The 26,723-nt window shown below is 63.1% G+C and carries 23 protein-coding genes; 14 read left to right on the top strand and 9 right to left on the bottom strand.

The genetic code is table 11. The annotated features are described in order from the left end of the window. Positions 1-105: 105 nt before the first annotated feature. The 4 genes from LB515_RS12570 to LB515_RS12555 all read right to left on the bottom strand — a co-directional run bounded on the left by LB515_RS12570 (position 106) and on the right by LB515_RS12555 (position 4,337). Entirely contained in the window at positions 106-1,143 is a 1,038-nt protein-coding gene (locus LB515_RS12570) for an MBL fold metallo-hydrolase (protein WP_224630928.1), read from the bottom strand. Positions 1,144-1,245: 102 nt separating this feature from the next. Next, on the bottom strand, positions 1,246-2,427 hold the full coding sequence (choV, locus tag LB515_RS12565) for a choline ABC transporter ATP-binding protein (protein ID WP_224603713.1): 1,182 nt from the start codon (positions 2,425-2,427) through the stop codon (positions 1,246-1,248). Next, a complete protein-coding gene (gene choW / locus LB515_RS12560; protein WP_095766478.1) occupies positions 2,424-3,278 on the bottom strand; it encodes a choline ABC transporter permease subunit in 855 nt (284 codons plus the stop codon). Before choW ends, choV begins: the two co-directional genes overlap by 4 nt. A gap of 123 nt (positions 3,279-3,401) precedes the next feature. Next, positions 3,402-4,337 (bottom strand): choline ABC transporter substrate-binding protein, encoded by a 936-nt coding sequence (locus LB515_RS12555; protein WP_095766477.1) that lies wholly within the window; start codon positions 4,335-4,337, stop codon positions 3,402-3,404. On the opposite strand from LB515_RS12555, the gene LB515_RS12550 reads away from it, so the two are divergent. The 8 genes from LB515_RS12550 (at position 4,336) to LB515_RS12515 (ending at position 14,729) form a co-directional block, all read left to right on the top strand. Continuing rightward, a complete protein-coding gene (locus LB515_RS12550; RefSeq protein WP_095766476.1) occupies positions 4,336-4,560 on the top strand; it encodes a hypothetical protein in 225 nt (74 codons plus the stop codon). The two genes, LB515_RS12555 and LB515_RS12550, sit on opposite strands and share 2 nt — an antisense overlap. A gap of 62 nt (positions 4,561-4,622) precedes the next feature. Next, complete coding sequence (locus tag LB515_RS12545) at positions 4,623-5,234, top strand: thymidine kinase (RefSeq protein WP_095766475.1); 612 nt, start codon at positions 4,623-4,625, stop codon at positions 5,232-5,234. A 429-nt stretch (positions 5,235-5,663) separates the two neighbouring features. Next, a complete protein-coding gene (locus tag LB515_RS12540; protein WP_224524557.1) occupies positions 5,664-6,752 on the top strand; it encodes a hypothetical protein in 1,089 nt (362 codons plus the stop codon). A gap of 34 nt (positions 6,753-6,786) precedes the next feature. Then, complete coding sequence (locus LB515_RS12535; protein ID WP_224630931.1) at positions 6,787-7,932, top strand: hypothetical protein; 1,146 nt, start codon at positions 6,787-6,789, stop codon at positions 7,930-7,932. 23 nt (positions 7,933-7,955) lie between these two features. Then, the gene (locus LB515_RS12530) at positions 7,956-9,866 is read left to right on the top strand and encodes an AAA family ATPase (protein ID WP_224707893.1); all 1,911 of its coding nucleotides are present in this window, start codon (positions 7,956-7,958) and stop codon (positions 9,864-9,866) included. A 222-nt stretch (positions 9,867-10,088) separates the two neighbouring features. Further along, a complete protein-coding gene (locus LB515_RS12525) occupies positions 10,089-11,393 on the top strand; it encodes a DUF6638 family protein (protein ID WP_224707892.1) in 1,305 nt (434 codons plus the stop codon). A 217-nt stretch (positions 11,394-11,610) separates the two neighbouring features. After that, positions 11,611-12,735, top strand: coding sequence for a DUF2333 family protein (locus LB515_RS12520; protein WP_095766470.1), 1,125 nt, complete (start codon positions 11,611-11,613; stop codon positions 12,733-12,735). A 314-nt stretch (positions 12,736-13,049) separates the two neighbouring features. Next, entirely contained in the window at positions 13,050-14,729 is a 1,680-nt protein-coding gene (locus LB515_RS12515; RefSeq protein ID WP_140838762.1) for a formate--tetrahydrofolate ligase, read from the top strand. Between the two features lie 66 nt (positions 14,730-14,795). Here the strand turns inward: LB515_RS12515 and LB515_RS12510 are convergent, their stop codons facing one another. From LB515_RS12510 to LB515_RS12500, 3 genes are all read right to left on the bottom strand, one after another. After that, a complete protein-coding gene (locus tag LB515_RS12510) occupies positions 14,796-16,100 on the bottom strand; it encodes a hypothetical protein (RefSeq protein ID WP_224524538.1) in 1,305 nt (434 codons plus the stop codon). A 15-nt stretch (positions 16,101-16,115) separates the two neighbouring features. Further along, on the bottom strand, positions 16,116-16,331 hold the full coding sequence (locus LB515_RS12505) for a hypothetical protein (protein WP_140838766.1): 216 nt from the start codon (positions 16,329-16,331) through the stop codon (positions 16,116-16,118). Positions 16,332-16,488: 157 nt separating this feature from the next. Further along, a complete protein-coding gene (locus tag LB515_RS12500) occupies positions 16,489-17,130 on the bottom strand; it encodes a cysteine hydrolase family protein (protein ID WP_224707891.1) in 642 nt (213 codons plus the stop codon). Positions 17,131-17,257: 127 nt separating this feature from the next. Here LB515_RS12500 and LB515_RS12495 point away from each other — a divergent pair, with 127 nt between their 5' ends. Further along, on the top strand, positions 17,258-18,244 hold the full coding sequence (locus LB515_RS12495; protein ID WP_224707890.1) for a helix-turn-helix domain-containing protein: 987 nt from the start codon (positions 17,258-17,260) through the stop codon (positions 18,242-18,244). On the opposite strand, the gene LB515_RS12490 is transcribed toward LB515_RS12495, so the two are convergent. Then, entirely contained in the window at positions 18,231-18,788 is a 558-nt protein-coding gene (locus LB515_RS12490) for a sugar O-acetyltransferase (RefSeq protein ID WP_224707889.1), read from the bottom strand. The two genes, LB515_RS12495 and LB515_RS12490, sit on opposite strands and share 14 nt — an antisense overlap. Positions 18,789-18,921: 133 nt before the next feature. Between LB515_RS12490 and LB515_RS12485 the strand changes: the two genes are divergently transcribed. The 5 genes from LB515_RS12485 to LB515_RS12465 all read left to right on the top strand — a co-directional run bounded on the left by LB515_RS12485 (position 18,922) and on the right by LB515_RS12465 (position 25,358). Beyond that, positions 18,922-19,383, top strand: coding sequence for a DUF4126 domain-containing protein (locus LB515_RS12485; RefSeq protein ID WP_224707888.1), 462 nt, complete (start codon positions 18,922-18,924; stop codon positions 19,381-19,383). Next, positions 19,380-20,756 carry an FAD-containing oxidoreductase gene (locus tag LB515_RS12480; RefSeq protein ID WP_224603656.1) on the top strand — a complete coding sequence of 459 codons (1,377 nt, stop codon included), beginning with the start codon at positions 19,380-19,382 and terminating at the stop codon, positions 20,754-20,756. The genes LB515_RS12485 and LB515_RS12480 overlap by 4 nt, the downstream gene beginning before the upstream one ends. Before the next feature lie 165 nt (positions 20,757-20,921). Continuing rightward, entirely contained in the window at positions 20,922-21,977 is a 1,056-nt protein-coding gene (locus LB515_RS12475; RefSeq protein WP_224707887.1) for a succinylglutamate desuccinylase/aspartoacylase family protein, read from the top strand. Between the two features lie 238 nt (positions 21,978-22,215). Next, on the top strand, positions 22,216-24,405 hold the full coding sequence (locus LB515_RS12470; RefSeq protein ID WP_224707886.1) for an anthranilate synthase: 2,190 nt from the start codon (positions 22,216-22,218) through the stop codon (positions 24,403-24,405). 5 nt (positions 24,406-24,410) lie between these two features. After that, positions 24,411-25,358: a cation diffusion facilitator family transporter gene (locus LB515_RS12465; protein ID WP_224707885.1), complete on the top strand. Its 948-nt coding sequence runs from the start codon at positions 24,411-24,413 to the stop codon at positions 25,356-25,358. 238 nt (positions 25,359-25,596) lie between these two features. On the opposite strand, the gene LB515_RS12460 is transcribed toward LB515_RS12465, so the two are convergent. Next, positions 25,597-26,694, bottom strand: a complete 1,098-nt coding sequence (locus tag LB515_RS12460) for a hypothetical protein (RefSeq protein WP_224707884.1) — start codon at positions 26,692-26,694, stop codon at positions 25,597-25,599. Between the last annotated feature and the right edge of the window lie 29 nt (positions 26,695-26,723).

Below are 26,723 nucleotides of genomic sequence, written 5' to 3'. Positions count from 1 at the left end.
AACCATCGAGGCAGCCGAATGCAAGAACTACTTCGAAAACGCCGGATACGCTTCCGTCAAAACATGAAAGACTCTAGTGCATGTCGCCCAGAAGTGCGACGCGCTTTAATGCATCAGCGGGCCGCTGGCTTTCCGCCAGGCGTCGATGCCGCCCTGGATATGGCGGGCACTGGTAATCCCGACATCCTGCGCCGCTTGCACCGCCATCGCCGAGCGCTCGCCGAAGGCGCAGTAGAACAGGATCTGTTTGCTGGTCGATTTCGCCAGCTCGTGCAACATGCCGCCGGCGGCGATGTTTTCCTGCAGCCGCGCATAGGGCAGATGGATCGCGCCGGGGATGACCCCGTGTCGCTCGCGCTCGGTTTGCTCGCGCAGGTCGATCAGCGCCACGTCGGGTCGCCCGACCAGCGCCAGCGCCTGCTCCGCGCTGACCGCCCAGCCGCGGCTGGCGATGTCGTCCTGATGCAGCCCGACCCGCATGTTGGCGGGCACGGCCACATCCATCATTTTCGGGTTGGACAGATTGAGATTGTTCATGATGTTCACATACTCGTCGACCGACTTCACCTGCAGGCGCGGATTGAAGGCCTTTTCCTCGCCGATCGTCGACACGGTCTCGCCCTTATAGTCATGCGCCGGGAAGATCAGCGTCTCGTCGGGCAGCTTGAGCAGCCGGCCGAAGATCGATTCATATTGCTGGCGCGGATCGCCGTTCTGGAAGTCGGTGCGGCCGGTGCCGCGGATGAGCAGCGTGTCGCCGGTGAAGACCCGGTCGGGCAAGATGAAGCTGTAGGAATCGTCGGTGTGGCCCGGCGTGTAGATGACGTCGAGCGCCAGGCCTTCGATGCCGAGCTTGTCGCCGTCGGCAAGCCGCATCGACACCACGTCGGCCTTGGTCTGCTCGCCCATGACGGTCACGCAATGCGTCTTGTCGCGCAACGCGCCGAGTCCGGTGATGTGGTCGGCATGAAGATGCGTGTCGACCGCCTTGACCAGCCTCAGGTCCAGCTCATTGACCAGCTGCAGATAGCGCTCGACCTTCTCCAGCACCGGATCGATGATCAGCGCCTCGCCGCCGCGCCGGCTGGCGAGCAGATAGGAGTAGGTACCCGAAACGGAATCGAAGAGCTGACGGAAGATCATTCGTGCCTCTTTCGCCTGATGCCGGTTGTTCGGCTGCCGGTCAGTCTAGAACAAGCGCGAGGTGCCCGCCAGCGGCACACGCCCGTCAAAAAGGCTGAAACCCTACCGCCTCAGCACAGCACTCAGCACGTCCCTGATGCCAATCGAGCCGACGAAGCGCGAGCCTTCATCGAACAGCGCCACCGGCGCCGTCTGCGACCGGTGCATGGCGAGCATCACCGTCTTCAGCGGCGTGCCGGGATTGGCCCAGAACACCTGGGCGCCCTCCTCCGGCTGGCGCTCGACATCGGCGCAGGACACCCACACCGCCGGCTTGCCGTCGCGCTCGGCCGCCGCCACAAGGCCGTGGTCGTCGATCTTGAAGCGTGTCGTCTTGCGCCGGTCGAGCCACACCCAGCCGTTATCGCCGTGCTCCAGGTCGCGACGGTCCCGCATCACGTTCCACGCCGTCAGCACCGACAGCGGATTCACATTGGCGATGAAGTCGCGGACATAGTCGTTGGCAGGGCGCAAGACGATGTCTTCCGGCGCGCCGGTCTGCACGATGCGGCCGCCCTCCATGATCGTGATGTGGCTGCCGATCTTCAGCGCCTCCTCGAGGTCGTGGCTGACGAAGATGATGGTCTTCTTCAGCTCGGCCTGGAGCTGCAGCAATTCGTCCTGCAGCTTGGTGCGGATAAGCGGGTCGAGCGCCGAAAACGGCTCGTCCATCAACAGGATCGGCGCCTCGGTGGCGAAAGCCCGGGCGAGACCGACGCGCTGCTGCATGCCGCCCGAAAGCTCATGAGCGTATTTCTTCGACCACTGGTCGAGATGGACCAGTTGCAATTGCTTCTGCACGCGCGCCTTGCGTTCCGCCTCCGGCACGCCGGCAAGCTCGAGGCCGAAGCCGACATTTTCCTCGACCGTGCGCCATGGCAGCAGGCCGAACTGCTGGAACACCATGGCCACCTGCTTCTGCCGCAACCGCCGCAAGGTCGCCTCGTCGCAGGTGACGACATCGACCACACGGTCGCCGTCCTTGACCAGCACCTGGCCGCGCGACACCACATTGAGCCGGTTGACGGCCCGCAGCAGCGTCGACTTGCCGGAGCCGGACAGGCCCATCAACACCGAAATCTCGCCCTCATGGACGGTCAGGCTGGCGCCGGCGCAACCCAGCACATTCCCGGTCTTTTCGAGAATCTCGGCGCGCGTTGCGCCCTGATCGATCAGCGCCAGCGAACCGGCCTGGTCGGCGCCGAAGACGATGTCTACATTCTTGAAATCAACCGCGACGGTCATTTCTTGCCTCCAACGCCGATGCGGGTCATGCGGTCGAGCACGATGGCGAGCACGACGATCGCGAGGCCCGCCTCAAGCCCGAGATCGATGCGGCGCGAGCCGAGCGCCCGGTTGATTTCCGTGCCGAGGCCGCCGGCGCCGATCAGGGCGGCGAACACCACCATCGACAGCGACAGCATGATCGACTGCGTCAGACCCGCCATGATGGTCGGCAGCGCCGAGGGCAGCTCCACTTTCCACAGAAGCTGGCGCTTGGTGGCGCCGAACGCCTCGCCCGCTTCGATGATTGCCTTGGGCACCGAAACGACGCCGAGATGGGTGAGCCGAACCGCCGTCGGGATGACGAAGATGATGGTGACGATGAGGCCGGGCGCATTGCCGAGCCCGAACAGGGTGAGCACCGGTATCAGGTAGACAAAGGTCGGCAGCGTCTGCATCAGGTCGAGCACCGGCAGCATGACGCGGTAGACCTTCGGCTTGTGCGCCGCCCAGATGCCGAGCGGCACGCCGATCGCCATTGCCATTGCGGCGGCGGCAACGACCAGCACCAGCGTCTGCACCGTCTGTTTCCACAGATTCTGGTTGATGATGAAGATCAGGCCGAGGAAGACGCCGATGGCGAGCGGCCGCGAACGCTGTAAGAGCCAGGCGATGAACGCGATGACCAGGGCCAACAAAACCGGCGGCACCATGAGCAGGAGGCTCACTGCTCCGTCCAGGATGAAATTCAGACCGTTTGAAAATGCGCGGAAGATGGTGTCGAAATTGTCGGTCAGGAAACCGAAGAAAGCCTTGCCCCATGGCCCGATCGGAATTTTGTAGTCGGTCAGGAATTTAGAAATCGGATCCATCTTTCCCCTCTCGGCTTCGCCGCGCTCGCCGCACGGTTATCCTCTCACGTCTCCAGGCATATGAAAAAGGGCAGCCTCTTCGAGGGCTGCCCTTTTTCGGAAATCATGCCGGTCCCAAGCGGATCAGCCCCCGAGCGCGGTCTTGACGGCAGCCGCCGCGTCGCCGCCATCAAAGGTGGTGACGCCGGCGATCCAGGGCGCCACCGCGTCCGGATGCTTCTTCAGCCAATCGGTCGCCACCGTCTGCGGATCGCCACCCTTGAGGATCGCGTCCATCATCTCGCCTTCCATGTCGAGATTGAACTTCAGGTTCGCGATGAACTTCCCGGCGTTCGGGCATTCGGTGGTGTAGCCCTTGCGCACGATGGTATAGACGGTGGCGGCGCCGAAGCCGCTGTCGCCCATGCCGTCGAGATAGGTGATCTTCATGGCGCCCATCACCGGATGCGGCGTCCAGCCGAGGAAGGCGATCCACTCATTGTTCTTCATCGACTGCTCGGCCTGCGTCAGCATGCCGGCCTCCGAGGATTCGACCAGCTCGAAGCCTTCGAGGTTGTCCTTCGGGTTCTTGATCATGTCGAGGATGATGCGGTTGCCGTCATTGCCGGCCTCGATGCCGTAAATCTTGCCGTTGAACTTGTCCTTGAACTTGCCGAGATCGGTCAGCGTCTTGACACCGGCATCCGCGACATAGGTCGGCACGACGATGCCATAGCCGGCGCCGGTCAGGTTGGTGCTGATCGTCTCGATCGAGCCTTCCTTGGTGTAGTCCTTGATGTCGTTGGTCATCGACGGCATCCAATTGCCGAGGAAGACGTCCAGGTCCTTGTTCTTCAGCGAGGCCATGGTCACCGGCACCGAAAGCTGGATCGTCTGCGGCTCATAGCCGAGCGCGGTGAGCAGCACCGAGGCGAGGCCCGTGGTGGCCTGGATGTCGGTCCAGCCGACATCCGACAGCCGCACGGCCTTGCAGCTCGCCGGATCGCCGGCATTGGCGGCGGTTGTCGACAGGAACGCCGCAAGGCCGAGGCCTGCGACGAAAGATTTCATACGCGACATGAACTTATCTCCCATTGGATTTCCGAGGCAAAGCGAAGTCACGGTTCTTGCGCCCGCCTTGTTTCGTCAGCCAAACACCATTTTGATGTTGTTTCAAGCGGTTCAACGTCGCGACGAACGGCGCGCGCTGGCCATTAAGCGACATGACAGCTTTTTGAACGACATCGAGTTTTTGGTGGACGGAGCCGGTGCCCTCTCCCCGAGCCGCGGCAAGTCGGCTTAGGGTGTGTCGAGATTCAGGTCGGGCCGGCCTCGCCTGAATCCCGACACACCCAAAAGAGCGACATGGCCAAGCTTTACTTCCACTACGCGACGATGAACGCCGGCAAGACGACGATGCTTTTGCAAGCGTCTTACAATTATCGCGAACGCGGCATGTCGACGATGCTGTTCGTCGCCGGCCACTATCGTAAGGGCGACACCGGGCTGATCTCGTCGCGCATCGGTCTCGAATCCGAGGCAGAGATTTTCCGCGACGGCGACGACCTCTATGCCACGGTCGCCGAGCACCATCGGCATGGCCCTGTGCATTGCATCTTCGTCGACGAGGCGCAGTTCCTTGAGGAAGAGCAGGTCTGGCAGCTCGCCCGCATCGCCGACCGTCTAGGCATTCCGGTCATGTGCTACGGCCTGCGCACCGACTTCCAGGGTAATCTGTTCTCCGGCTCGCGCGCTCTGCTCGCCATCGCCGACGACCTGCGCGAGGTCCGCACCATCTGCCGTTGCGGCCGTAAGGCGACGATGGTGGTGCGCCTGGGGCCCGACGGCAAGGTGGCGAAGCAGGGCGAGCAGGTGGCGATCGGCAAGGACGTCTATGTCTCGCTCTGCCGAAGGCATTGGGAAGAGGAGATGGGCCGGGCCGCGCCCGACGACTTCATCGGCTTTGTCAACCGCTGAGCCGAAAGCCTGCATAGAGCAATTCCAGGAAAAGTGCATAGCGTTTTCCGTCCGGAATTGTGTAAAAACAAAGAGTTAAAGCGGTTCGGCGATTCCGTGAAACGCTGAACCGCTCTAGAGCCGGAGGTCGTCCGAAAACCGCTTCAAGCCCTGACCGGCGCCGGCGAAACCGGCATCGCCGCCGCAAGATATTTGCCGGCGCTGTTTCATGGCCGTTCGCAAAAACAAGACCTTAAGGCATGTCAGCAAAAGCTGTTCGATGATGGTGCGCGTTACTATGCGCCATGCGCATGCTTGCCTTGCCTTTCAAGGACCTAACCAATTCTTTTGTTTTGACGCTTCCCTTTGTCTTCCTTCTTTCAATCCCTTGAAGCCCCACATATATTCGCCGCCACGACACGGAAACGGATGCCGAAGCGGGAGGCCCCAATGGCGACATTGCAGAATTTCGATGCCGAAATTGCCAAGACCAAGCAGGTCGTGCAGGACATGCGCAGCAAGATCGAGCAGTCCGGCACCGTGCTCGACACGCTTGCTCAGGCCGACAAGAAGATCGGCGACGCCAATTTCGACATCGAGAACGCCCGTATCGAGGACGTGCTCAAGCAGCAGAAGGTCATGGAAGGCAATATTGCCGACCTGATCATCGGGCTCGAGGACGCAACCAATGTCTTCGGCGCCGAGTTCGAAAGCATGAAGAACTACACCGGCTGGGAAAACTTCGTCGGTGTCTTTTCGGCGCAGCGAAAGCAGCGCATGCGCACCGACCGCGTCCGCAACATGTCGCTTGCCGGCAATCTGCAGGAGCTGCTGGCCAAGTCGGACACCATCGTCGGCATCCTGAAGGCGCAGAAGCAGGTCCTCGACCAGCGCTACAAGACCTCCGAGGCCAGCCTTTCGCAGGTTATCGAGCGCCGCAAGATGACGATGACCAACCTTGAAGCGGTGCAGAAGCGCATCGAGGAATTGAACCCGATGCTGCTCGACATCGAAAACAAGATCGCCGCCTCCACGACCCAGAAGGAGCGCACCGAGCTTGAGGGCGAGCGCTCCAAAATGGCGACCGAATACAATGAAAAGCAGGCCAAGGAGCAGGAGCTGCTGGCCGAAAGCCAGACGCTGGAGCGCTACACCTCGATGTTCCAGACCTTCGTCGATTCACTCAACAACCAGATTGCCGCGCAGTCGACGCTGATCAACAAGCTGACCATCGACACCGAGCAGCGCATCGTCCTCTACAAGGCGCTGGAAGATTCGCTCAAGACCGCCGCCCAGCAGGACGTCGCCCACAAGATCAACACGCTGGGCAGCCAGGTCGACAACACGGCCGAGGAGACGATGGCCGGCATCGGCGCCGCCTCGCAGAAGCACATTGGCGACCTGCTCGAGATGCATGAGAAGAACATGGTGGCTTCAGCCGACATCCAGCGCCGCAAGAAGCTTGCCGACGATGCTTTCGCCCGCCGCTTCGACGATGTGATGAAGAAGCACAACGCCGCCAACTATGTGCAGCAATAGGCGGCGCCGCTGATTTCATTTCCACGGCAGCCACATGACACCTGAGAACGACGCCGCGGCACGCTATTTCTCCGCCATCACGGCGGCGCTGAGCGGGCTGGAAGTGTTCATGCGCGACGACCGCTCGCCGCTCTACCGGCACGGCATCGTCGCCAGGATCGTCGCGGAGTATATCGCGCGGCTGGACAAGTCCTTTGCCTGCTGGCGCAACCGGCTGGGCTTCATGGACACCTTCCGCATCTCGCGCGCCGAAAGCGGCTATCCGGTCTTCCAGAACCTGCTGGAGCTGGAAAACGACCGCCAGCAGGCCGATGCCCGCCTGGCCAACATCCCGCAGGCCGGCGAGCTGCGCGAGGAGATGGCCGACTTCATCCTGCGCCATAAGGAATTTCCCGAGGCGCTACAGAAGTCGATGGCCGAGCGGCTCTATCTGGAGGACGTCAAGAGCGAGGCGACCTTCGGCCCGTTCACGCTTGCGCAGACGGCCAAGGTCTCGGTCAACCCGAAAACCATGCGGCCCTATTACCTCGTCCACTGGGCCGCGTTCGACGGCAGCGCCAACCTGCCGCTGGTCTACATGGTGACGGTGGAGGACTCCTCCGAAAGCATGGTGCGCCAGCTGGTCGACGTGAACGGCAAGCTCAACGAGCGGGTCGATATCCCGCTCCCCGTCGACGGCTTGCTCAACCCGGAGCTTGCGCACCGCTTCGACGATTTCACCGAGAAGAACTCGGCCTATACGCTGTCTCCAGCGACGATCGCCGTCAATCTCGACAAGGATTTCGAGCCGCTGCATCCCAAGCAGCTGAGGCGCGTGGTGCTGGGACCCTTCTACTCGGCCGGCATCACCCAGAACAATTCGACGGTGGCCGAGGTGCTGGCCAAGGTGCGCAAGCCGCAGAACGCCTGGCTGCTCACCTGGACCATCCAGGAAGTCTTCTCCAAGAGCGAAAAGCCCGGCCGCAGGGGCCTGTTCTCCAGCGAGAAGACGACGCAGGAATTCTTCATCAACACCGACGATCTCGAAGCGGCGCGCCAGGGCGTGTCGAGCTACGAGAACCACGCGCTGATCCCGCACGAGGCCTATCAGGCGCTCTACGCCGCGGGCGAGGCGCAGAAGATCTTTTCCGGTTACAAGGTCCACATCCTGTCCAACGGACAGGTGATCAGCGACGTCTGACCGTCAATCGCGGAGCATCCTTCATGGACACCGGCCTGACCACGATCTCGGAAGCCGCAGTCGAAAAGCACCGCGCGACCGCGCAGAGCTTCATCACCCGCATCGTCGTGCTGGAGGACCCTTCGCGCGAATCCGGCACGGCGCTTGCCGGCACCAACCGCCGCTTCGTCTCGACCGTGTCGGTCGGCTCGGTGCACCGCACGCGCGAGGTCGAGCTCACGAAAACAGTAGCGGCCATTCATCCCGACGACCAGTTGATGAGCATCCCGCAGCACACGCTGCTCTACCGCGCCCGCCGCGGCCTGGCGATCGCGCTCGCCATATCCGACGTCTTCGCCGAAGGCTCCGACCTCGAAAGCCTGCAGGCGAGGAATGCGCGTGCGCCGCTGGAAGGCGATGAGGCAGCCACCTTCAAGAAGCTTCTGTCGGCCTCGGCTTACGTTTCCGCCTTCAGTTTCGCTTCGTATCTGTTCCAGCTGATCGACAGCGATGGCGAGGCGCCGAACGACATCCCCGAGCCCGACTTCCTGTTCGACACACCGCAGGACGCGGTCAAGTCGATCATCGCCGGTCTCGACAAGGCAATCGCCGGCTCGAAGGACGACGCCGACCTGACGACGCGCGCTCGCGCCTTCGCCCGCGGCGCCATCGACGGGTTGCTTGCGCGCAAAGGTCGCTTCGACGGCATTGGCCCGTTCGAAAATGCGCATATCCGTATCGACGTCGACGATTTCACCCTCGATGGTTTCGACGTCGCGCCCGGCAAGCGCACCAAGCCACTGGTGATGACCTTCAAGAAACCGGAAGAGGTCATCGGCAACCACATCGCCAAATTCCAGTCGGTCAGGCTGGCCAAGATGCTGATGGCCTACGACTTCGAGCGTGAGCTGAACCCCTTCGTCGAGCTCGGCGGGTTCCTGTTCACCTTCATCGGCGACGGGGCGCCGGGCACCGGCAAGACGACGCTGATCCAGATGATCGCCGGCCTCGTCAACGGCTACTGCCAGGTCGCCGGCTATTCCTTCGCCTATGAGAATTTCGGCGTCGACCAGATCTCGTCCTACCAGGGCAAGTCGGGCCAGAACTGCCGACAGTTCATCAACAACGTGCTCAACCCGCGCGCCATCGGCTTCGGCACCATCGACGACATCGACCAGGTGGCGGCGCGCCGTTCCGACGACCGTGCTTCCGCCGGTCAGCAGGAGATCACCGGCGTCCTGATGGACGCCTTCGCCGGCGCCTCGACGGTGGTGCGCGGCAATTGCTCCTTCGGCATGTTCTCCAACTATCCGGAAAATGTCGACGATGCGCTGCGCCAGCGCGCCGGCGCGCGCTGGCTGGTCGACGGCCCACAGACCCGCGATGATTATATCGACATCTTCGTGCTGCTTGCCGGCAAGAACCACGAGATCCCGCTTGGCAAGCACGAGCTCTATGCCGCGCAGGAAATCCAGCGCGCCGTGGCCGAAGCCTATGAAGAGCACGAGAAGCCGCAGGAAGACGGGCTGATGAAGGTCTATGAGCGCTACATGAAGGAAAACGGCGCGCCGAAGACCATGGCCGATGTCGGCACCTATCTGCACATGATCAAGGACGCCGAGCCGCGCTTCACCGGTCGCGCCATCAAGAACGTCACCGACGCGATAAAAATGCGCGCCATGGACATCGAGCTGCCGGACGACTGGTTCGAGAAGCCGGAAGCCTTCATGCACAAGAGCTACGATGACAAGAAGGCGATGATCGAGGAACTGCGCGGACCGTTCTCGATGGACATGGTCATGCAGGAGATCAACCGCTACGCCGATTCCGAGTTCCGCTATTCCGATAAATCCGACGACGCCGCCGTGGAGAAGCTCCTGCGCGACGCCAGGCTGCGCGAGCGCGCAGCGCGCGAGATGGAGGAGTTGAAGAAGAAGGGGCTGTGGAATGCGTGAGTTGCGCCGACCTCGCCTTCTCCCCTTGTGGGAGAAGGTGTCGCCGAAGGCGACGGATGAGGGGGGCTCCAGGGAACGCCAGCGTCTCACTCCGCTGGAACACCCCTCATCCGTCTCGGCGCTATCGCGCCGATCCACCTTCTCCCACAAGGGGAGAAGGAAAGGTCGCGCCCCTCATCCGCCCTTCGGGCACTTTCTCCCCGTGAACGGGGAGTAGGGAAGATGAGCGCAATTAAAAAACCCGACCTTCTGCGCGACAACGAGCTGATCTACGGCCGCTTGCTAACCATCGACGAGCCGCATCTCATCCAGCGCTACAACAAGGCGCTTGCCGCTTTCGGCCTCGAGCCCACCAAGCTTGCGAGCTTCCAGATCGACCGCACCGGCTTCTCGCCCGAAATCGCCGAGGAATGCGGCGACTACAACTATCTCGATCCCAATGAGGTCAACCGCCGCTTCATCATCCTGACGCCGTCGCAGATCGATCTGCCGGTGGTCCACACCGCCTTCTCCAACACCTCGCAGCTGATGTTCGAGTTCATGTCGAAGAACCGGCGCGCCATCGACGCGCTCACCATCAAGGACGTCATCTACGGCGAGATCGAGGACTCGGTTCCCAAGGTCAACGATATCGAGGACCTGCTGTCGATCAACCAGGTCGAGTTCAAGGTGTTGTCAGCCGAGGACGTGCTCGGCAAGGCGGCTGAGCTCGGCAAGCTCGTCGACCGGCTGAGGCAGGAGCCTGACGCCTGGCGCGACGACGCCATGCTTGAGCGCATGGTCGACCTTGCCAAGGTCTGCGGCGACATCCGCGAGAACGCGCTGGTGCCCGACCAGGTTATCTTCCGCCACAACGCCTACTGGACCAGCCATTTCGGCGGGCTCTACGTCTTCGTCGACCCCGATATGACGACGGTGATCAGCGATCCGGCCGCTCCCGGCTTCCGCCGCTCGCGGCCCTGGCAGGTGAGCTATCTGTCGATCAACGACGCCGACAAGGTGTTCGGCTTCCTGGCCGCCACCGGCCGTCTCGATCTGCCGCGCGCCTCCTGGATCGAGACTTCCGGTTATCTCGAACACCGCGCCGAAATGGTCGTGCGGGCGCTGATCCGCGACGCCGAGCCCAACCGCAATCTGACCGATGTCGACAAGGTCTGGCTGCAGACCTGGATCCTTGGGCACGCCGACCTGATCGCCAGCGACGGCAATTTCCCCTTCCTCAACGCCGCCAAGCGCGAGATCGCCCAGCTCGGCCATCTCAAGATCGAGGATGTGCCGCCGCGCCAGCGTTTCCTGGTCGTGCGCGCCAAGCCCGATCATCCCGACGCCTGGCTGACCAACCAGCTGATCTCGGATTTCGTGCCGCAGGACTTCGTGTCGCGCTACGTCTTCAACAAGCCCGGCTTCTACAAGGACTATGACGGCTTCAGCGACGCCTGGCGAAGCCATGTTGTGGACGTTCTGAAAACCACATATTTGAAGGACAAGGCGGCGTTCCGTGCGCGCCTTTACGGTTTGACTGACTAGAGCATGATTCCGAAAAGTGGGAACCGGTTTTCGGGGGAAATCATGCTCCAACAAAGAGTTAGATCAGGATGACGTTTCAACGAAACGTTATTCTGATCTAGAGCAATTCCAGGAAAAGTGTGGGCGGTTTTCCGCCCGGAATTGCGGCAAAACAAAGGGTTAGGGCAGATCGCCGCTTCCCTTGAAACGGTGAAATGCTCTGAGGGGTACCACAGCCATGCTCGACCCGATCGTGAACTTCTTCACCCGGATTTTTCAATGGATCGGCCGCGGCATCGGTTTCGTCATCGGCCTTATCCTGTGGCCGTTCATGTGGGTTGGCCGCTGGTACGGCCAGCGCGGCTGGATTCTGAAGGCGGTGGTCGGCCTTGCCGTTCTGGTATTGATCGGCCTCTATGCCAATTTCTTCTACGCCACGCAGTGGTGGAACAATTTCAACCCGAACTATCCCGACACCTACACGTTCGAGAAGCGGAACGTGTCGGCGGGCGAGCAGGTTTCAGCCGGCAGCGGCACCGATACGGCCAAGACATGCGGCAACTCGGCGATCGCCCAGGTTGCCGCTGATTTGACGGACTTCAATGTCAACCAGAATGCCTGGATCTCCTCGATGATCCTCTACAAGCTCGGCCTGTTCGGCATCGATTGGGACCACACGCCCTGGATGGACAACAAGGCGTCCTTCCAGCGCGGCATCAACCAGGCGGTGCGGCGCACCGCGACCGAGCTTGCCGACAATCTCGGCCGCGTGCGCACGACATCGCAGATCGACGCCGACCTGCAGGACGCGCGCGGCAATCTACAGTTCGATGAATACACCTGGTATTTCGGCCTGAACCCGTTCGGCCCCAAGACGCCGACGCCCAGCTATTATCGCGACGCGGTGCGGAAGCTGCGAAACTTCAACGCCCGGCTGGCCACCTGCCAGGCGACGTTCGACGCCCGTGCCGACAATCTGAAGCAATATATCGACCGCATCTCCTCGGACATCGGATCGACCTCGGCCATTCTCAAGGAGCGCGCGGAAAACCACAATGATGGCTGGTTCGATACCCGCGCCGACGACCGCTTCTGGTTCGCCTATGGTCAGCTCTATGCATATTACGGCCTGATGAAGGGCGCCCAGGCCGACTTCGACGACGTGATCAAGGAAAAGCACCTGCAGAGCCTTTGGGACACGATGGATTCGCAATTCGTCTCGGCGCTGCGCATCCAGCCCTTCATCATCGCCAACGGCCGCGAGGACGGCTGGCTCCTGCCGACGCATCTGACGACGATGGGCTTCTACATCCTGCGCGTGCGCTCCAACATGGTCGAGATCAGCAACGTGCTCACGCAATAGCGCCTTTCGAGGCGACACGGCGATGGTGGATTTGCGCCGTCGCTTCTGTCGCTTTTCGCGTATTCAGCGGCTGTTTTGAGACGGCGGAACGGTCTTGGCTCTGGCTTCTATACGCCGCAAGCGACCGGGGCCGAAGACCCGAGCAGGGTCGGACCGGGAACAGCAGTTTTTCTTTGCAGGAAACTTAGTTGCATGGAAGTTGACGCCGCGGCCGCGACAGGGTTAGAACTTGCCCTTGCTCCCGCGCGGCGTTTCGAACATGCACAGATGATCAAAACCGTCCCTTCCACCGCCCAATCCAGAGGAAAGCCGTCATGGCCGAAGTGAAGTCCGACATCGAGATCGCGCGCGCCGCCAAGAAGAAACCGATCCAGGAGATCGGCGCCAAGATCGGCATCCCGAACGAGCATCTCTTACCCTATGGCCACGACAAGGCGAAGGTCTCGGCCGAGTTCATCAAGTCGGTGAAGGACAGGAAGGACGGCAAGCTGATCCTCGTCACCGCCATCAACCCGACGCCGGCCGGCGAAGGCAAGACCACCACCACGGTCGGCCTTGGCGATGGCCTCAATCGCATTGGCAAGAAGGCGATCGTCTGCATCCGCGAGGCCTCGCTCGGACCGAATTTCGGCGTCAAGGGCGGTGCCGCCGGCGGCGGCCTCGCCCAGGTGGTGCCGATGGAGGACATGAACCTTCACTTCACCGGCGACTTCCACGCCATCACCACGGCACACAACTTGCTTTCGGCACTGATCGACAACCACATCTACTGGGGCAACGAACTCGGCATCGATACTCGCCGCGTCGCCTGGCGCCGCGTTATGGACATGAACGATCGGGCGCTGCGCGAGATCATCTGCTCGCTCGGCGGCGTCGCCAACGGTTATCCGCGCGAAGCCGGCTTCGACATCACCGTGGCTTCCGAAGTCATGGCGATCCTGTGCCTCTCCACCGACCTCAAGGACCTCGAGAAGCGCCTCGGTGACATCATCGTCGCCTACCGCCGCGACAAGTCGCCGGTCTATGCCCGCGACCTCAAGGCCGACGGCGCCATGGCAGTTCTGCTCAAGGACGCCATGCAGCCCAATTTGGTGCAGACGCTGGAGAACAACCCGGCCTTCGTGCATGGCGGCCCGTTCGCCAACATCGCGCATGGCTGCAACTCGGTCGTCGCCACCACGACAGCGCTGAAGCTTGCCGACTATGTCGTTACCGAAGCCGGCTTCGGCGCCGATCTCGGCGCGGAAAAGTTCTTCGACATCAAGTGCCGCAAGGCGGGGCTGAAGCCGTCGGCGGCGGTCATTGTCGCCACGGTGCGCGCCATGAAGATGAATGGCGGCGTCAAGAAGGAAGATCTCGGCAAGGAAAACATCGAGGCGGTCAAGAAAGGCTGCCTGAATCTCGGCCGCCATATCGAGAATGTGAAGCAGTTCGGCGTGCCGGCAGTGGTGGCGATCAACCACTTCACCACCGACACCGAAACCGAGATCCAGGCGATGAAGGACTTCGTCAAGGCGCAGGGCGCCGAGGCCATCCTGTGCAAGCACTGGGCGCAGGGCTCGGCAGGCATCGAGGACCTCGCCAGGAAGGTGGTCGAGATCGCAGAATCCGGCGCCTCACAGTTCTCGCCGCTCTACCCGGACGAGATGCCGCTGTTCGAGAAGGTCAACACCATCGTCAAGCGCATCTATCGCGGCGACGAGGCGATCGCCGACAAGTCGATCCGCGACCAGTTGCATGCCTGGGAGCAGGCCGGCTACGGCAATCTGCCGGTCTGCATGGCCAAGACCCAGTACTCGTTCTCGACCGACCCGAACCTGCGCGGCGCACCGACCGGCCATACCGTGCCGGTGCGCGAGGTCAGGCTATCGGCCGGCGCCGGCTTCGTCGTCATCATCTGCGGCGAGGTCATGACCATGCCGGGCCTGCCCAAGGCGCCGTCCTCGGAGAAGATCTTCTTGAACGAGACCGGCCAGATCGAGGGCCTGTTCTAGACGCTGCTCGAACTGAAAGCCCAAGGGCGCCGCCCCACCGCGGCGCCCTTTTTTCTTCGCCGGCTTTCACGCCACCGTGGGCGAGCCGAACTTCTTGATGCCGGCGACCGACATCGAGACGAACTGGTCGAGGATGGCGAAGAAGATATCGAGGCTGAAGCCGAACAGGAAAGCGAAGGTGAACAGGCTGAAGCCTATGCCGGTCACCTCGCCGCCGAGCTTGGTTCCCGGCGCCATGAACCAGGCTAGGATCATCCCGGCAAGCCCGCCCAGCGCAATGCGATGAATGAGCCGCGACAGCGGCGGATTGGGTAAGAGCGGGTTCAGGATCATGCGCATGTGGAACATGATGCCGCCAAGCGCGCCGTAAAGCGCGGGCAGGATCCACAGCGCATAGGGGCTGAGGACTTCGCTCAGCGTCTTGGCCTGCAGTGTCAGCGTCGAAATCGAATTCGGCGTGATGGTGATGACGCCTTCGCACTGCAGATCGCGTGTCGCCGCGTCGAAATCCGCGCTCACGTCTTCGACCATGCCGGTAGAACTGACGACTTGCATGCCGCCTTGAGTGTTGCCGTTGTTCCTGCAATCGAAATCCGACTGCTTGAGCGGCTGGCTGCTCCCGGCCCCGCTCTGCTGTTGCGCCAGCGCGATTTCCTGGCCGCAGAACTGGTCAATCGCCATCTGCCTGGGGTTCGAGAAATCAAGCAGCGCGCCCGCTTTGGCCGAGGAAGCCGAAAACTTGCAATAGGCCCATTGCATGCCCCAGAGCGGAAACGGCGCCTCCTGCGTCATGAACCCCTGCGCCCGCACCAGCAACGAGGAAAAACGCTGGTCAAGCGAATGCAGGCTGTCGACGGAATTGTAATAGGCGTCCTTCAGAAGCGTCAGATCGGTCGCCGACGCCTGCTGGGCGGCGGCCGAGCTCAATTGCTTCTTGGTCGCCCAGACCTGCCTGATCGACTGCCCGAACCGAGCGCTGAAATCGTTGTTGTCGATCTCCTGCAGTTCCGCGTTGATCGAGACGCCCCTGTTGTAGACATAGGTCAGCTTGCCGATGACGATCATCATCGTCACCGACAGGGCGATGAGGAAATAGGTCGCGAGAGCGGTCCGGCGCGACATGTCGCCCGGCGACCAGCCGGTGCGCAGCGCAGCCAAGGTTGAAAACGGCACGGTGCTGGAGCAGTCGTTGAGCACCGTTTGAAGTTTGACGACCTCGGGCTGGCTTGCGCTCGCGTCACTGAGTTTTTCCGCGTCGCCGATCGCAGCGAAGAGCGCGCTGTCCTTGAACACGCCGTAGCGGCCGTAGCCGGCAACCAGCTTGGCGTCGGCAAGCAACCCGGAGACAAGAGGATCGTGGAATGTCGTCATCGCGCCCCCCGACGACTAGCCCAGATAACCCTGCACGAAGCCATATTGCGACGGGCATCCGCAGGGATAGCCGGCCGGCCCGGGCGGTTGCGCCCAGCACCAGAAGAATTGGGTGAAGCAGATCGTGCCTGGCGCATGCGGCGGCACTTGCGCGAAGGCGGGCCACGGCAGCAGCGCCGCGCCGACAGCGAGGGTCAGGACGACCAAGGTTCGTGCAACGCGCGCCTTCAATCCAGTCCCCCGAGCCATCCGCGCTTATTCACATGCGCGGTGACTTTCTGAAAATACCGGAACGGCGTCCGTGAAATGGCTCACGCTCTTGCTGGATATTTGGCGCGAAGAAAAAGGCGCCGCATCCTGGCGGCGCCCTTGTTTTGAAGGCTTCGGGTTACGCTGCGTTCCGCTGCAGGGCCCGCTGGTTGGACGCATAGATCGTGTCGCGCTCGGGCAACTTCGCGGTCTTCAGGCAATCGATCCACTCGGCGGTCTTGAGCACCGCAGCGAAGCGCGACTGCAGGACGACGCTCACCACCCGGTGTATGTCCTCGGCGGACGCGTAGCCGGCGCTGTTGGCATAGGGCACCGAGCCGCTGGCATCCGAAAGGAACTCGACGGCAAAGCCCATATGCACCGCGTGGATGATGGTCGACAGATCGCAGTTGTGGGTCATGTAGCCGACGACCGCGATCGTATCGATGGCGTTGGCGCGCAGCCAGGCTTCAAGATCCGTGCCGGTGAAGGCCGAAGGCAGCGTCTTTTCGACATAGTGGTCGCGGGCGCGCCTGGCGATCTCGGGATGCAGCTCGCCGCCATGGCTGCCCTTGGCGAAGATCGGCGAGGTCTCGGGCGCCATCTGCTTGACGACGACGATTTTGATGCCGGCCGCCGCGGCGGCATCCATGGCGCGCGCCACATTGGCGACGGTCTCGTTGAAAGGCGGATGCTGGATGGCGAGGTTGCCGCCATTGTAGTCGTTCTGGACGTCGACGACGACAAGCGCGCGGCGCGGCTGGGTGGCTGGTGCTGACATGGCGGTTTTCCTTTCGACCGGGTTGATGGGCGCAAAGCTAGGCCGATGTGTCGAGCCAAGAAAGTGACCCGATCGACATCATTCGAAAAAATTGGGACATTCAACTTTCAACGAAACGATGCTTGCCATGAAGAATCCGATCATCGCCGCCGTCGCCTTCGACGGCATCAGCCCGTTCCACCTCTCTGTGCCGTGCCTGGTGTTCGGCACCGATCGAACCAACCTTGGGCTGCCGCGCTTCGACTTCCGCGTCTGTGCGATGGACGAGGGACCCATTCATACCGATGCGGGGCTGAGCATCGTCGTGCCGCATGGGATTTCGGCGCTCGACGAGGCCGACATCGTCATCATCCCGAGCTGGAAGGATCTCGAGGATCCCTTGGCCGCGCCGTTCAAGGACGCGCTGCAGCGCGCGCATCGGCGCGGCGCGCTCATCGTCGGCTTGTGCCTCGGCGCCTTCGCCATTGCCGGCGCCGGATTGCTGGCCGGACGCAAGGCAACCACCCACTGGGCCTATACCGACCGGCTGCAGGCGCTGCATCCCGACATCGCGATCGATGCGGACGTGCTCTATGTCGACGAGGGCGACATCGTCACCTCCGCCGGCGTCGCTGCCGGCCTCGACTGCTGCCTGCACATCGTTCGCGCCCGCTATGGCGCGGAGGCCGCCCTTCGGCTTGCCCGCCACGTCGTGCTCTCGCCGCATCGGCAGGGCGGCCAGGCGCAGTTCATCGAGCGCCCGCTCGCGCCGACGCCGAATGCCGACCGGTTCTCGCGCGCTCTCGACCAGGTGCGGGCGACGCTCGGCGAACCGCACAGCCTCGACAGCGTCGCCGATGCGGCCGGCCTCACCCGCCGCACCTTCACACGCCGCTTCCAGAAGTCGATAGGCACCAGTTTCGGCGATTGGCTTGCCGACCAGCGCGTGGCACTTGCGCAGAGGCTGCTGGAGCAGACGGACAAATCGATGGACATCGTGGCTTTCGAAGCCGGCTTCGGCAGCGCCACCTCGCTGCGCCAGCATTTCGCCGCGCGGCTCAGGACCTCGCCGGTACGGTACCGGCGTGAATTCTCAAAAACCGCTCAAAACGGCGGTGCGTTCATCGGCGCGTGACGACCCGCGCCGGGTTGCCGACGACGGTCGCGTTGGCCGGTACGTCGCGGGTCACCACCGCGCCCGCGCCGACGATGGCGCCCTCGCCTATGCTGACGCCGGCGAGAATTACCGCGCTGCCACCGATCCAGGCATTGTCGCCGATCGTTACGGCTTTTGCGATCTCCAGCCCGGCCAGCCGGCCGGCAGCTTCGCGATGATGCTCGGCGCAGTAGATCTGCACATTGGGCCCCAGCATCGTCCCCTTGCCGATGCGCACCGGCGCGGTGTCGAGGATGGTGCAGCCGGCATTGAGGAAGACGCCGTCGCCGAGGAACAGGTTGAAGCCATAGGCGCAGTGGAACGGCGCCTCGATGCGCACCCCCTCGCCCGCGCCGCCGAGCAGCGCCTGCAGCGCCGGGGCGATATCACCGCGCTGCCGGGGCGGCAGGCTGTTGTGCTCGAACACCGCATCGCGCGCGGCGATGCGCAACGCCTCGAGCTCATCGTCGATGCAGGTGTACCATTCGCCCGCCGCCATCTTTATGCGTTCGCTTGTCGTCATGGTGGCCCTCAGGTTTTCGTCTGCTCCCAAAGCACAATCGATCGTCTGACAAAAGCCCCGTAGCCAAACGCCTGGCTTGTGCTAGCCTGCCGTTGCGAGGCCATGCGACGGTCTCGGTTTGAGGGGGTCGATCATGCTTTACATTCTTGCATTGCTGATAGGCGTCATTGCCGGCCTGCGCGCCATGACCGCGCCCGCCGCCGTCGCCTGGGGTTCCTATCTCGGCTGGCTGCCGGTAACAGGCACCTGGGCGAGCTTCATGGGCCACTGGATCACTGTCGGCATCTTCACCATCCTGGCCATCGTCGAGCTGGTCGCCGACCAGCTGCCGTCGACGCCGAGCCGCAAGGTGCCGCCGCAGTTCGGCACCCGCATCGTCGTCGGCGCCTTCTGCGGCGCGGTGATCGGCGCGACCGCCGGCGCCTCCATCGGCGGCCTGGTCGCCGGCGCGATCGGCGCGGTGATCGGCACGCTGGGCGGCGCCGAGGTCCGCGGCCGGCTGGCCGCCGCATTCGGCAAGGATCAGCCCGCCGCCTTCATCGAGGATGCGGTGGCCATCATCGGCGGGCTGCTCATCGTGGCGGCGGTCGCATGAGCGCAAAGAGCTTCGACGCCATCGTCATCGGCGCTGGCCAGGCCGGGCCGCCACTGGTCGGCCGGCTTGAGGCCGCCGGCAAGAAGGTTGCGCTGATCGAGCGCAAGTTCATCGGCGGCACCTGCGTCAACACCGGCTGCATGCCGACCAAGGCGATGGTAGCGAGCGCCTATGCCGCGCATCTCGCCCGCCGCGCCGCAGACTACGGTGTCGCCCTCTCGGGCCCCGTCGGCGTGGACTACAAGCGCATCAAGGCGCGCAAGGACAAGGTCACCAACGACGCCCGCGGCAATCTCGAAAAATGGATCGCCGGCCTGAAGGGCTGCACGCTTTATCGCGACCATGCCCGTTTCGTCACCTCCGACACGGTGCGCGTCGGCGATGAGCTGCTCACCGCGCCAAAGATCTTCCTCAATACCGGCGGCCGCGCCTCGGTGCCCAATCTGCCCGGCGTCAACGACATACCCTATCTCACCAATTCCTCGATGATGGATCTCGATGTGCTGCCCAGCCATCTGATCGTCGTCGGTGGCAGCTATATCTCGCTCGAATTCGCGCAGATGTTCCGCCGCTTCGGCTCAGAAGTCACGGTGATCGAGAAGGCGCCGCGGCTGACCGGCCGCGAGGATGAGGACACCTCGGCCGCCATCCAATCGATACTCGAAAACGAAGGCATCGCCGTCCATGTCGGCGCGGACGACATCGCCTTTGCCAGGCAAGGCAATGGGATCGCCGTCACCTTCGCCGCCGGCAAGCCGCCGGCGGTCGGCTCGCATGTGCTGCTGGCGCTGGGGCGCAAGCCCAACACCGACGATCTCGGCCTCGACAAGGCCGGCGTCGCGGTCGACCAGCGCGGCTATATCGTCGTCGACGACCAGTTGCGCACCAATGTGCCGGGCATCTGGGCGATGGGCGACTGCAACGGCAAGGGCGCCTTCACCCACACCTCCTACAACGACTTCGAGATCGTCGCCGCCAACCTGCTCGACAACGATCCGCGCAAGGTGAGCGACCGCATCGAAGCCTATGCGCTCTATATCGATCCGCCGCTCGGGCGCTGCGGCATGACGGAAGCCGCCGTGAAGAAATCAGGCCGCCGCGCGCTGGTCGGACAGCGGCCGATGACGCGTGTCGGCCGCGCGGTCGAGAAGGGCGAGACGCAAGGCTTCATGAAGATCCTGGCCGATGCCGACACCGGTGAAATCCTCGGCTGCTCCGTGCTCGGCCCGGGCGGCGACGAGGCGATCCACTGCGTGCTCGACCTCATGTACGCCAAGGCGCCGATCTCGACGCTGGCGCGCGCCATGCACATCCACCCCAATGTCTCGGAGCTGCTGCCGACCATCGCCCAGGAGCTGAAGCCGCTGGAGTAGAGCAATTCCGGAAAAGGCGCAGCGGTTAGGCTCGGCGTCTTCGCCGTAGCAGGGCTCGGCGTCTTCGCCGTAGCCGCCCTGCCCCGATAGCCCGGCGAGGCTGGACCACTCGACAGCCCGATCGCAACAATGCATGGCTGAAACCTCCTCACGCGGAGATATCCCATGCAGAAGACGATCGAACGCATCGCCGGCGACAGCGAGGGTGTCGCCTACGAATTTCCGGTCTTGCGCTTCGAGGGCAAGGACAAGGCGGCTCCCTCCGCCTATCTGCAGGCGGCGCTGCATGCCGGCGAGCTGCCGGGCGTCGTCGCCATCGACGCGCTGATGCCGATGCTGGCCAAGGCGGAGGCCGAGGGCCGCATCAAGGGTCCGATCACCATCGTACCCTGGGCCAACCCGATCGGCCGCGCGCAATATCATTTCGGCGAGCACCAGGGCCGCTTCAATCTCGGCACCCGCACCAACTTCAATCGCTCCTTTCCGCTGCTTGCCGCGCCCGACGCCAGGCTTCTGCCGGATGTCAGCCTCGGCGGCGCCGATCGCCGGCTGAAGAACCGGCTCGTCCAGCTCTCGCTCGGCAACGATATCGTGCTTGACCTCCACTGCGACGACGAAGGTCTGGCCTATCTCTACATCCACACCAGCCTGTGGCCGCATATGGCCGATTGCGCGGCGGCCATGGGCGCCGAAGCCGTCCTGCTGTGGAGCGAGGACGATACCGGCACCTTCGAAGGCGCCTCGATCATGCCCTACCAGAACGTGCCGGCGAGCGTCGCGCGTTTCGATCGCCGCGCCGTCACCACGGTCGAATATCGCGGCATGCTCGATGTCGACGCCGCCTTCGCCGCGGCCGATGCCGCGGGACTTTACCGACTGCTTGTGACGCGCGGCGTCGTCCAGGACTCATCAGTGCCGAAATTCGAGAAATTTTCCGGACCGGTCGTACCGCTGGAAAACATCGACATGATGCCTTCGCCCAGGGCCGGCGCGATCCTTTACGAGGTCAAACCCGGCGACCGCGTCAAGAAAGGCGAAAGGCTGGCGACGATCGTCCACGCGCCCGGCGAGGCCGGCGGCCGCACGGAAGTGTTCGCCCCTCAGTCGGGCTTCATCCTGACCCGCCGCGCGCGCCGCATCATCCGCGCCGGCGAGGATCTTCTGAAGCTCGCCGGCGACGCCAGGAGCACCGATGCACGCTCCGGCACGCTGGAAGACTGAGGCGTAGCGGCTTTCACCATCGCCGTGAAATCCAGTTGCATGGACCTCCATTCGCCGCTATGGGAGTCGCCATGAACATGCGTTCGAACAAGACCATTTGGTGGTGGCCTCGCTGACAGCGGCCTGTTCGTGCGTGTGCGCGTGAAAAAGAGGGTGGCCGCAGCGGAATATCCGGGCGGCCATTTGTTTTTTAACGCCATTCCCGGGTCCGTTGCCCAAGACGCTGATGGAGACGGCAATGACGACTAAAGTTCTGGACAACGGGGCCGAGCGCTTCATCACCGCGGGCGGCGTGACGATCACCCGCGAGCGGCACGACCGGCCCTATGAAGGCGCGATCGATGCCTATGTCGACGGCCTGAATTCGCGCCGCGGCGCGGTGTTTTCCTCCAACTACGAATATCCGGGCCGCTACACGCGCTGGGATACGGCCATCATAGATCCGCCGCTGGTGATCTCCGCGCGGGGACGCACCATGCGCATCGAAGCACTCAACAAACGCGGCGAAGTGTTGCTGCCGGTGATCGGCAAGGCGCTTGGCGAGCTCGGCGAAGTGACGATCGTCGAGACCTCGAAGACGCTCATCCGCCTCGATGTCGCCAAACCAGGCCGCGTCTTCACCGAGGAGGAGCGCAGCCGCGTACCGTCCGTGTTCACGGTGCTGCGCGCCATCACCGCGCTGTTCAAGACCGCGGAGGACGCCAATCTCGGCCTTTACGGCGCCTTCGGCTATGACCTAGCTTTCCAGTTCGATCCTGTCGACTACAAGCTCGAGCGCAAGGAGAGCCAGCGCGACCTGGTGCTGTTCCTGCCCGACGAGATCCTCGTCGTCGACCATTATTCGACCAAGGCCTGGACCGACCGCTACGACTATTCCGGCGACGGCTTTTCGACCGAAGGCTTGGCCCGCGACGCCACCGCCGAGCCGTTCAAGACCGCCGACCGCATCCCGCCGCGCGGCGACCATGAGCCGGGCGAATACGCCAACCTAGTGCGCCGGGCGATGGAGAGCTTCAAGCGCGGCGACCTGTTCGAGGTCGTACCTGGACAGATGTTCTACGAGCGCTGCGAAACCCAGCCTTCCGACATCTCGCGCAAGCTGAAATCGATCAACCCCTCGCCCTACTCCTTCTTCATCAATCTCGGCGAGAACGAATATCTGATCGGTGCCTCGCCGGAGATGTTCGTGCGCGTCAACGGCCGCCGCGTCGAGACCTGCCCGATCTCGGGCACCATCAAACGCGGTGACGACGCCATTTCCGACAGCGAGCAGATCCTGAAGCTGCTCAACTCGAAGAAGGATGAGTCCGAGCTCACCATGTGCTCGGACGTCGACCGCAACGACAAGTCGCGCGTGTGCGAACCGGGCTCCGTACGCGTCATCGGCCGTCGCCAGATCGAGATGTATTCGCGCCTGATCCACACCGTCGACCATATCGAGGGGCGCTTGCGCGAAGGCATGGACGCCTTCGACGCGTTTCTCTCGCATGCCTGGGCGGTCACCGTCACCGGCGCGCCGAAACTGTGGGCCATGCGCTTCATCGAGCAGAACGAGAAGAGCCCGCGCGCCTGGTATGGCGGGGCGGTCGGCATGGTCAATTTCAACGGCGACATGAACACCGGGCTGACCTTGCGCACCATCCGCATCAAGGACGGCATCGCCGAGGTCCGCGCCGGCGCCACACTGCTTTTCGACAGCATTCCCGAGGAAGAAGAAGCCGAAACCGAACTGAAGGCATCCGCCATGCTCTCCGCCATCCGCGACGCCAAGACCGGCAACGCCACCGGAACCGAGCGCACCACCGCGCGCGTCGGCGACGGCGTCAACATCCTGCTGGTCGACCATGAGGACAGTTTCGTCCATACCTTGGCCAACTACTTCCGCCAGACCGGCGCCAACGTCTCCACGGTTCGCTCGCCGGTGCCGGAGGAGGTCTTCGAGCGGTTGAAGCCGGACCTCGTCGTGCTTTCGCCCGGCCCTGGCACGCCGAAGGATTTCGACTGCGCCGCAACCATCAGACGAGCGCGCAGCCGCGACCTGCCGATCTTCGGCGTCTGTCTCGGCCTGCAGGCATTGGCCGAGGCCTATGGCGGCGAGCTCAGGCAACTGCACATCCCCATGCATGGCAAGCCGTCGCGCATCCGCGTATCGAAGCCCGGCATCATCTTCTCAGGCCTGCCAAAGGAAGTGACCGTCGGCCGCTATCACTCGATTTTCGCCGACCCGGTGCGCCTGCCCGACGGTTTCGTGGTGACCGCCGAAACCGAGGACGGCATCATCATGGCTTTCGAGCACCGCAAGGAGCCGATCGCGGCGGTGCAATTCCATCCCGAATCGATCATGACGCTCGGTCACAATGCCGGCATGCGCATCATCGAAAACATTGTCGCGCATCTGCCGCGCAAGGCCAAGGAAAAGGCCGCCTAGGAACCATGGCTGTGACGCAGGACACGGTGGCGGCCGCGGCGAAAGCCGCGACCCGCGAGAAGATTGCCAGGCTTGCCTTCTGGTCGATCCTGGTCGCCTTCGTGGTGCTCGTCTTGAAGCTTGCCGCCTGGTACATCACCGGTTCCGTGGCGCTCTATTCCGACGCGCTGGAATCGATCGTCAACGTGATCGCATCGGCCGCCGCCTTCTGGGCGATCCAGGTCAGCTACAAGCCCGCCGACCAGGACCATCCCTTCGGCCATCACAAAGCCGAATATTTTTCCGCCGTCCTCGAAGGCGTGCTGATCGTCGTCGCGGCGCTGCTGATCCTCAACGAGGTCTGGCAGTCCTGGCAACATCCGGCCCCGCTGGAACAGCCTTGGCAGGGACTTGCCGTCAACGGCGTCGCGACGGTCATCAATGCGATCTGGGCCTGGACGCTGATTCGCGCCGGCCGGAATGCGAAGTCACCTGCGCTTGTCGCCGACGGCCAGCACATCATGACGGACGTGGTAACATCCGTCGGCGTGTTCGGCGGTCTTGTCGGTGCCGTGCTCACCGGCTGGCAGATCCTCGACCCGGCGCTGGCAGTGATCGTCGCGCTCAACATTCTGTGGCAGGGCTGGCATGTCATCGGCTCGTCGATGAGCGGGCTGATGGACCGCGCCGTCGACAACCATGAGCACATGCAGATCCGCAACATCATATCGGCCAATTCGAAGGGCGCGCTCGAGGTGCATGATCTCAAGACGCGCATTGCCGGGCGCGCCACCTTCATCGAGTTCCATCTGGTGGTCGACGCCGACATGACCGTCGGCGCCAGCCACGTCATCTGCGACCGCATCGAGGATGCGCTGAAGGCCGAGATCCCCTCGGTGCGCGTCACCATCCATGTCGAGCCGGACGACGAGGCGAAGCTGCCGAAAGGCACCGCGGCCGTGCCTTTCGCCTGACGGTGGCAGCAGGGCAGACATTGGAGATTGGCCGGAGCCTCTCAATTTCGTCATTCTAGGGCGGACCAGGAGCGAAGCTCCGTCGCGAAGACCCTAGAATCCATGCCGTTACCTTCGCCAAGGAGTGCAACGGAGCAAAATTCTGCACCGTGGCGGCGCTTCCAACCCACGGCGGGATTCTATGGTCTGCGCCGCGTCGCTTCGCTCCTTGCTCCGCCATAGAATGACGAAGCGCTGGTTACGGAGCACATGCCGACTGCGGCATCGGCTGCAGCCGATAGACCTTGTCGTCTGACCTGGTCTTGCCATCCGCCGCCTTCGAACAGAGATCGACAATTGCCACTGCATTGTTGGGATTTGCGACCATCATCGTGCCATTGACGCCGCGCTTGAGGAAGATCTCCTTCTGCGAGACGTCGCAGGAAAAATCGCTCATCTTGGAACTGGCCGAGCAGCGCCACTGATCGGCCTCGCCCTGGCAGGAATAGGTCTGCGTGACCTTTTTCCCTTTCTGCCTGGTCGTCACCGAAACGGCGACATCCGCCCCATCCGGCCAGTTCGCGGCATCGCCGCCGGCTGAGAAGGAGGCGAGCTCGACGGGTCCGCGAAACACGCGGATCGATTGCGTCAGCTGGTTGGGATGCGACTTCAGATGCGCATCGTCGTAGTCACGCCCGAAGCAGAAGGGCTGATCGGGCTTGAGCCGCACGCGCAGCGGCTCGCCCAGCGCCGGATCGATCGGGTCGATGCGCGCGAACTCCGCCTTGCAGGTCTCGGCCGGCATCGGGTCCAGCTTGAAATTGTCGTCGTCGCTGCCCAGCGCCTGCCTGTTGTACTCGGCCTCGCCGAGCTGCTCTTCCGAATCCGGGTCGAGATAGACGTCTGGCGACAGACCGGACAGAAGAAGCTTCCCCTTGTCGTCGACTTTCAGCGAAGCCAGCGTCCGGTCGCAGTCCATGCCGCAACGGATGCCGCTCGCCTTGTCGCTTGGATCCTCCTTGTTGCACCAGCTGCTCGCCCATTCCGGCTTCTTGGCGCCGCGCACCGTTGTGGTGAGGAAGCCGTTATAGGACGTATCCTGGTTGGCGGCGGGTTCTTCGTTCGTCCGGCTGACCGGGTCATGGCCGTAGAAGAAGAAGATGCGCGCCACCTTCTGACGCGGATGCGCCTTGAGATGGGCGGCGTCGTAGACACGGCCGAAGCAGGCGTCGGCGCCAGTCGGGCTGAGCTCGGGAAGCTTAGGCGGCTGTTCGGCGCGCGCCGCGCCGAACGAAGCGGCAAAGGCGGCGCAAAGCACCACCGCCATGGTCCTCGCCACCATGGTCCTCGATGTCATGTGATCCTCCTCCCACCGACAGGACTTGG

The sequence above is a fragment of the Mesorhizobium sp. CA15 genome (genome assembly GCF_020165215.1).
In the GTDB taxonomy this organism is placed as follows: domain Bacteria; phylum Pseudomonadota; class Alphaproteobacteria; order Rhizobiales; family Rhizobiaceae; genus Mesorhizobium.
Note: the sequence above shows the minus strand (reverse complement) of the source record. Positions and strands in the feature narration are given on the sequence as shown.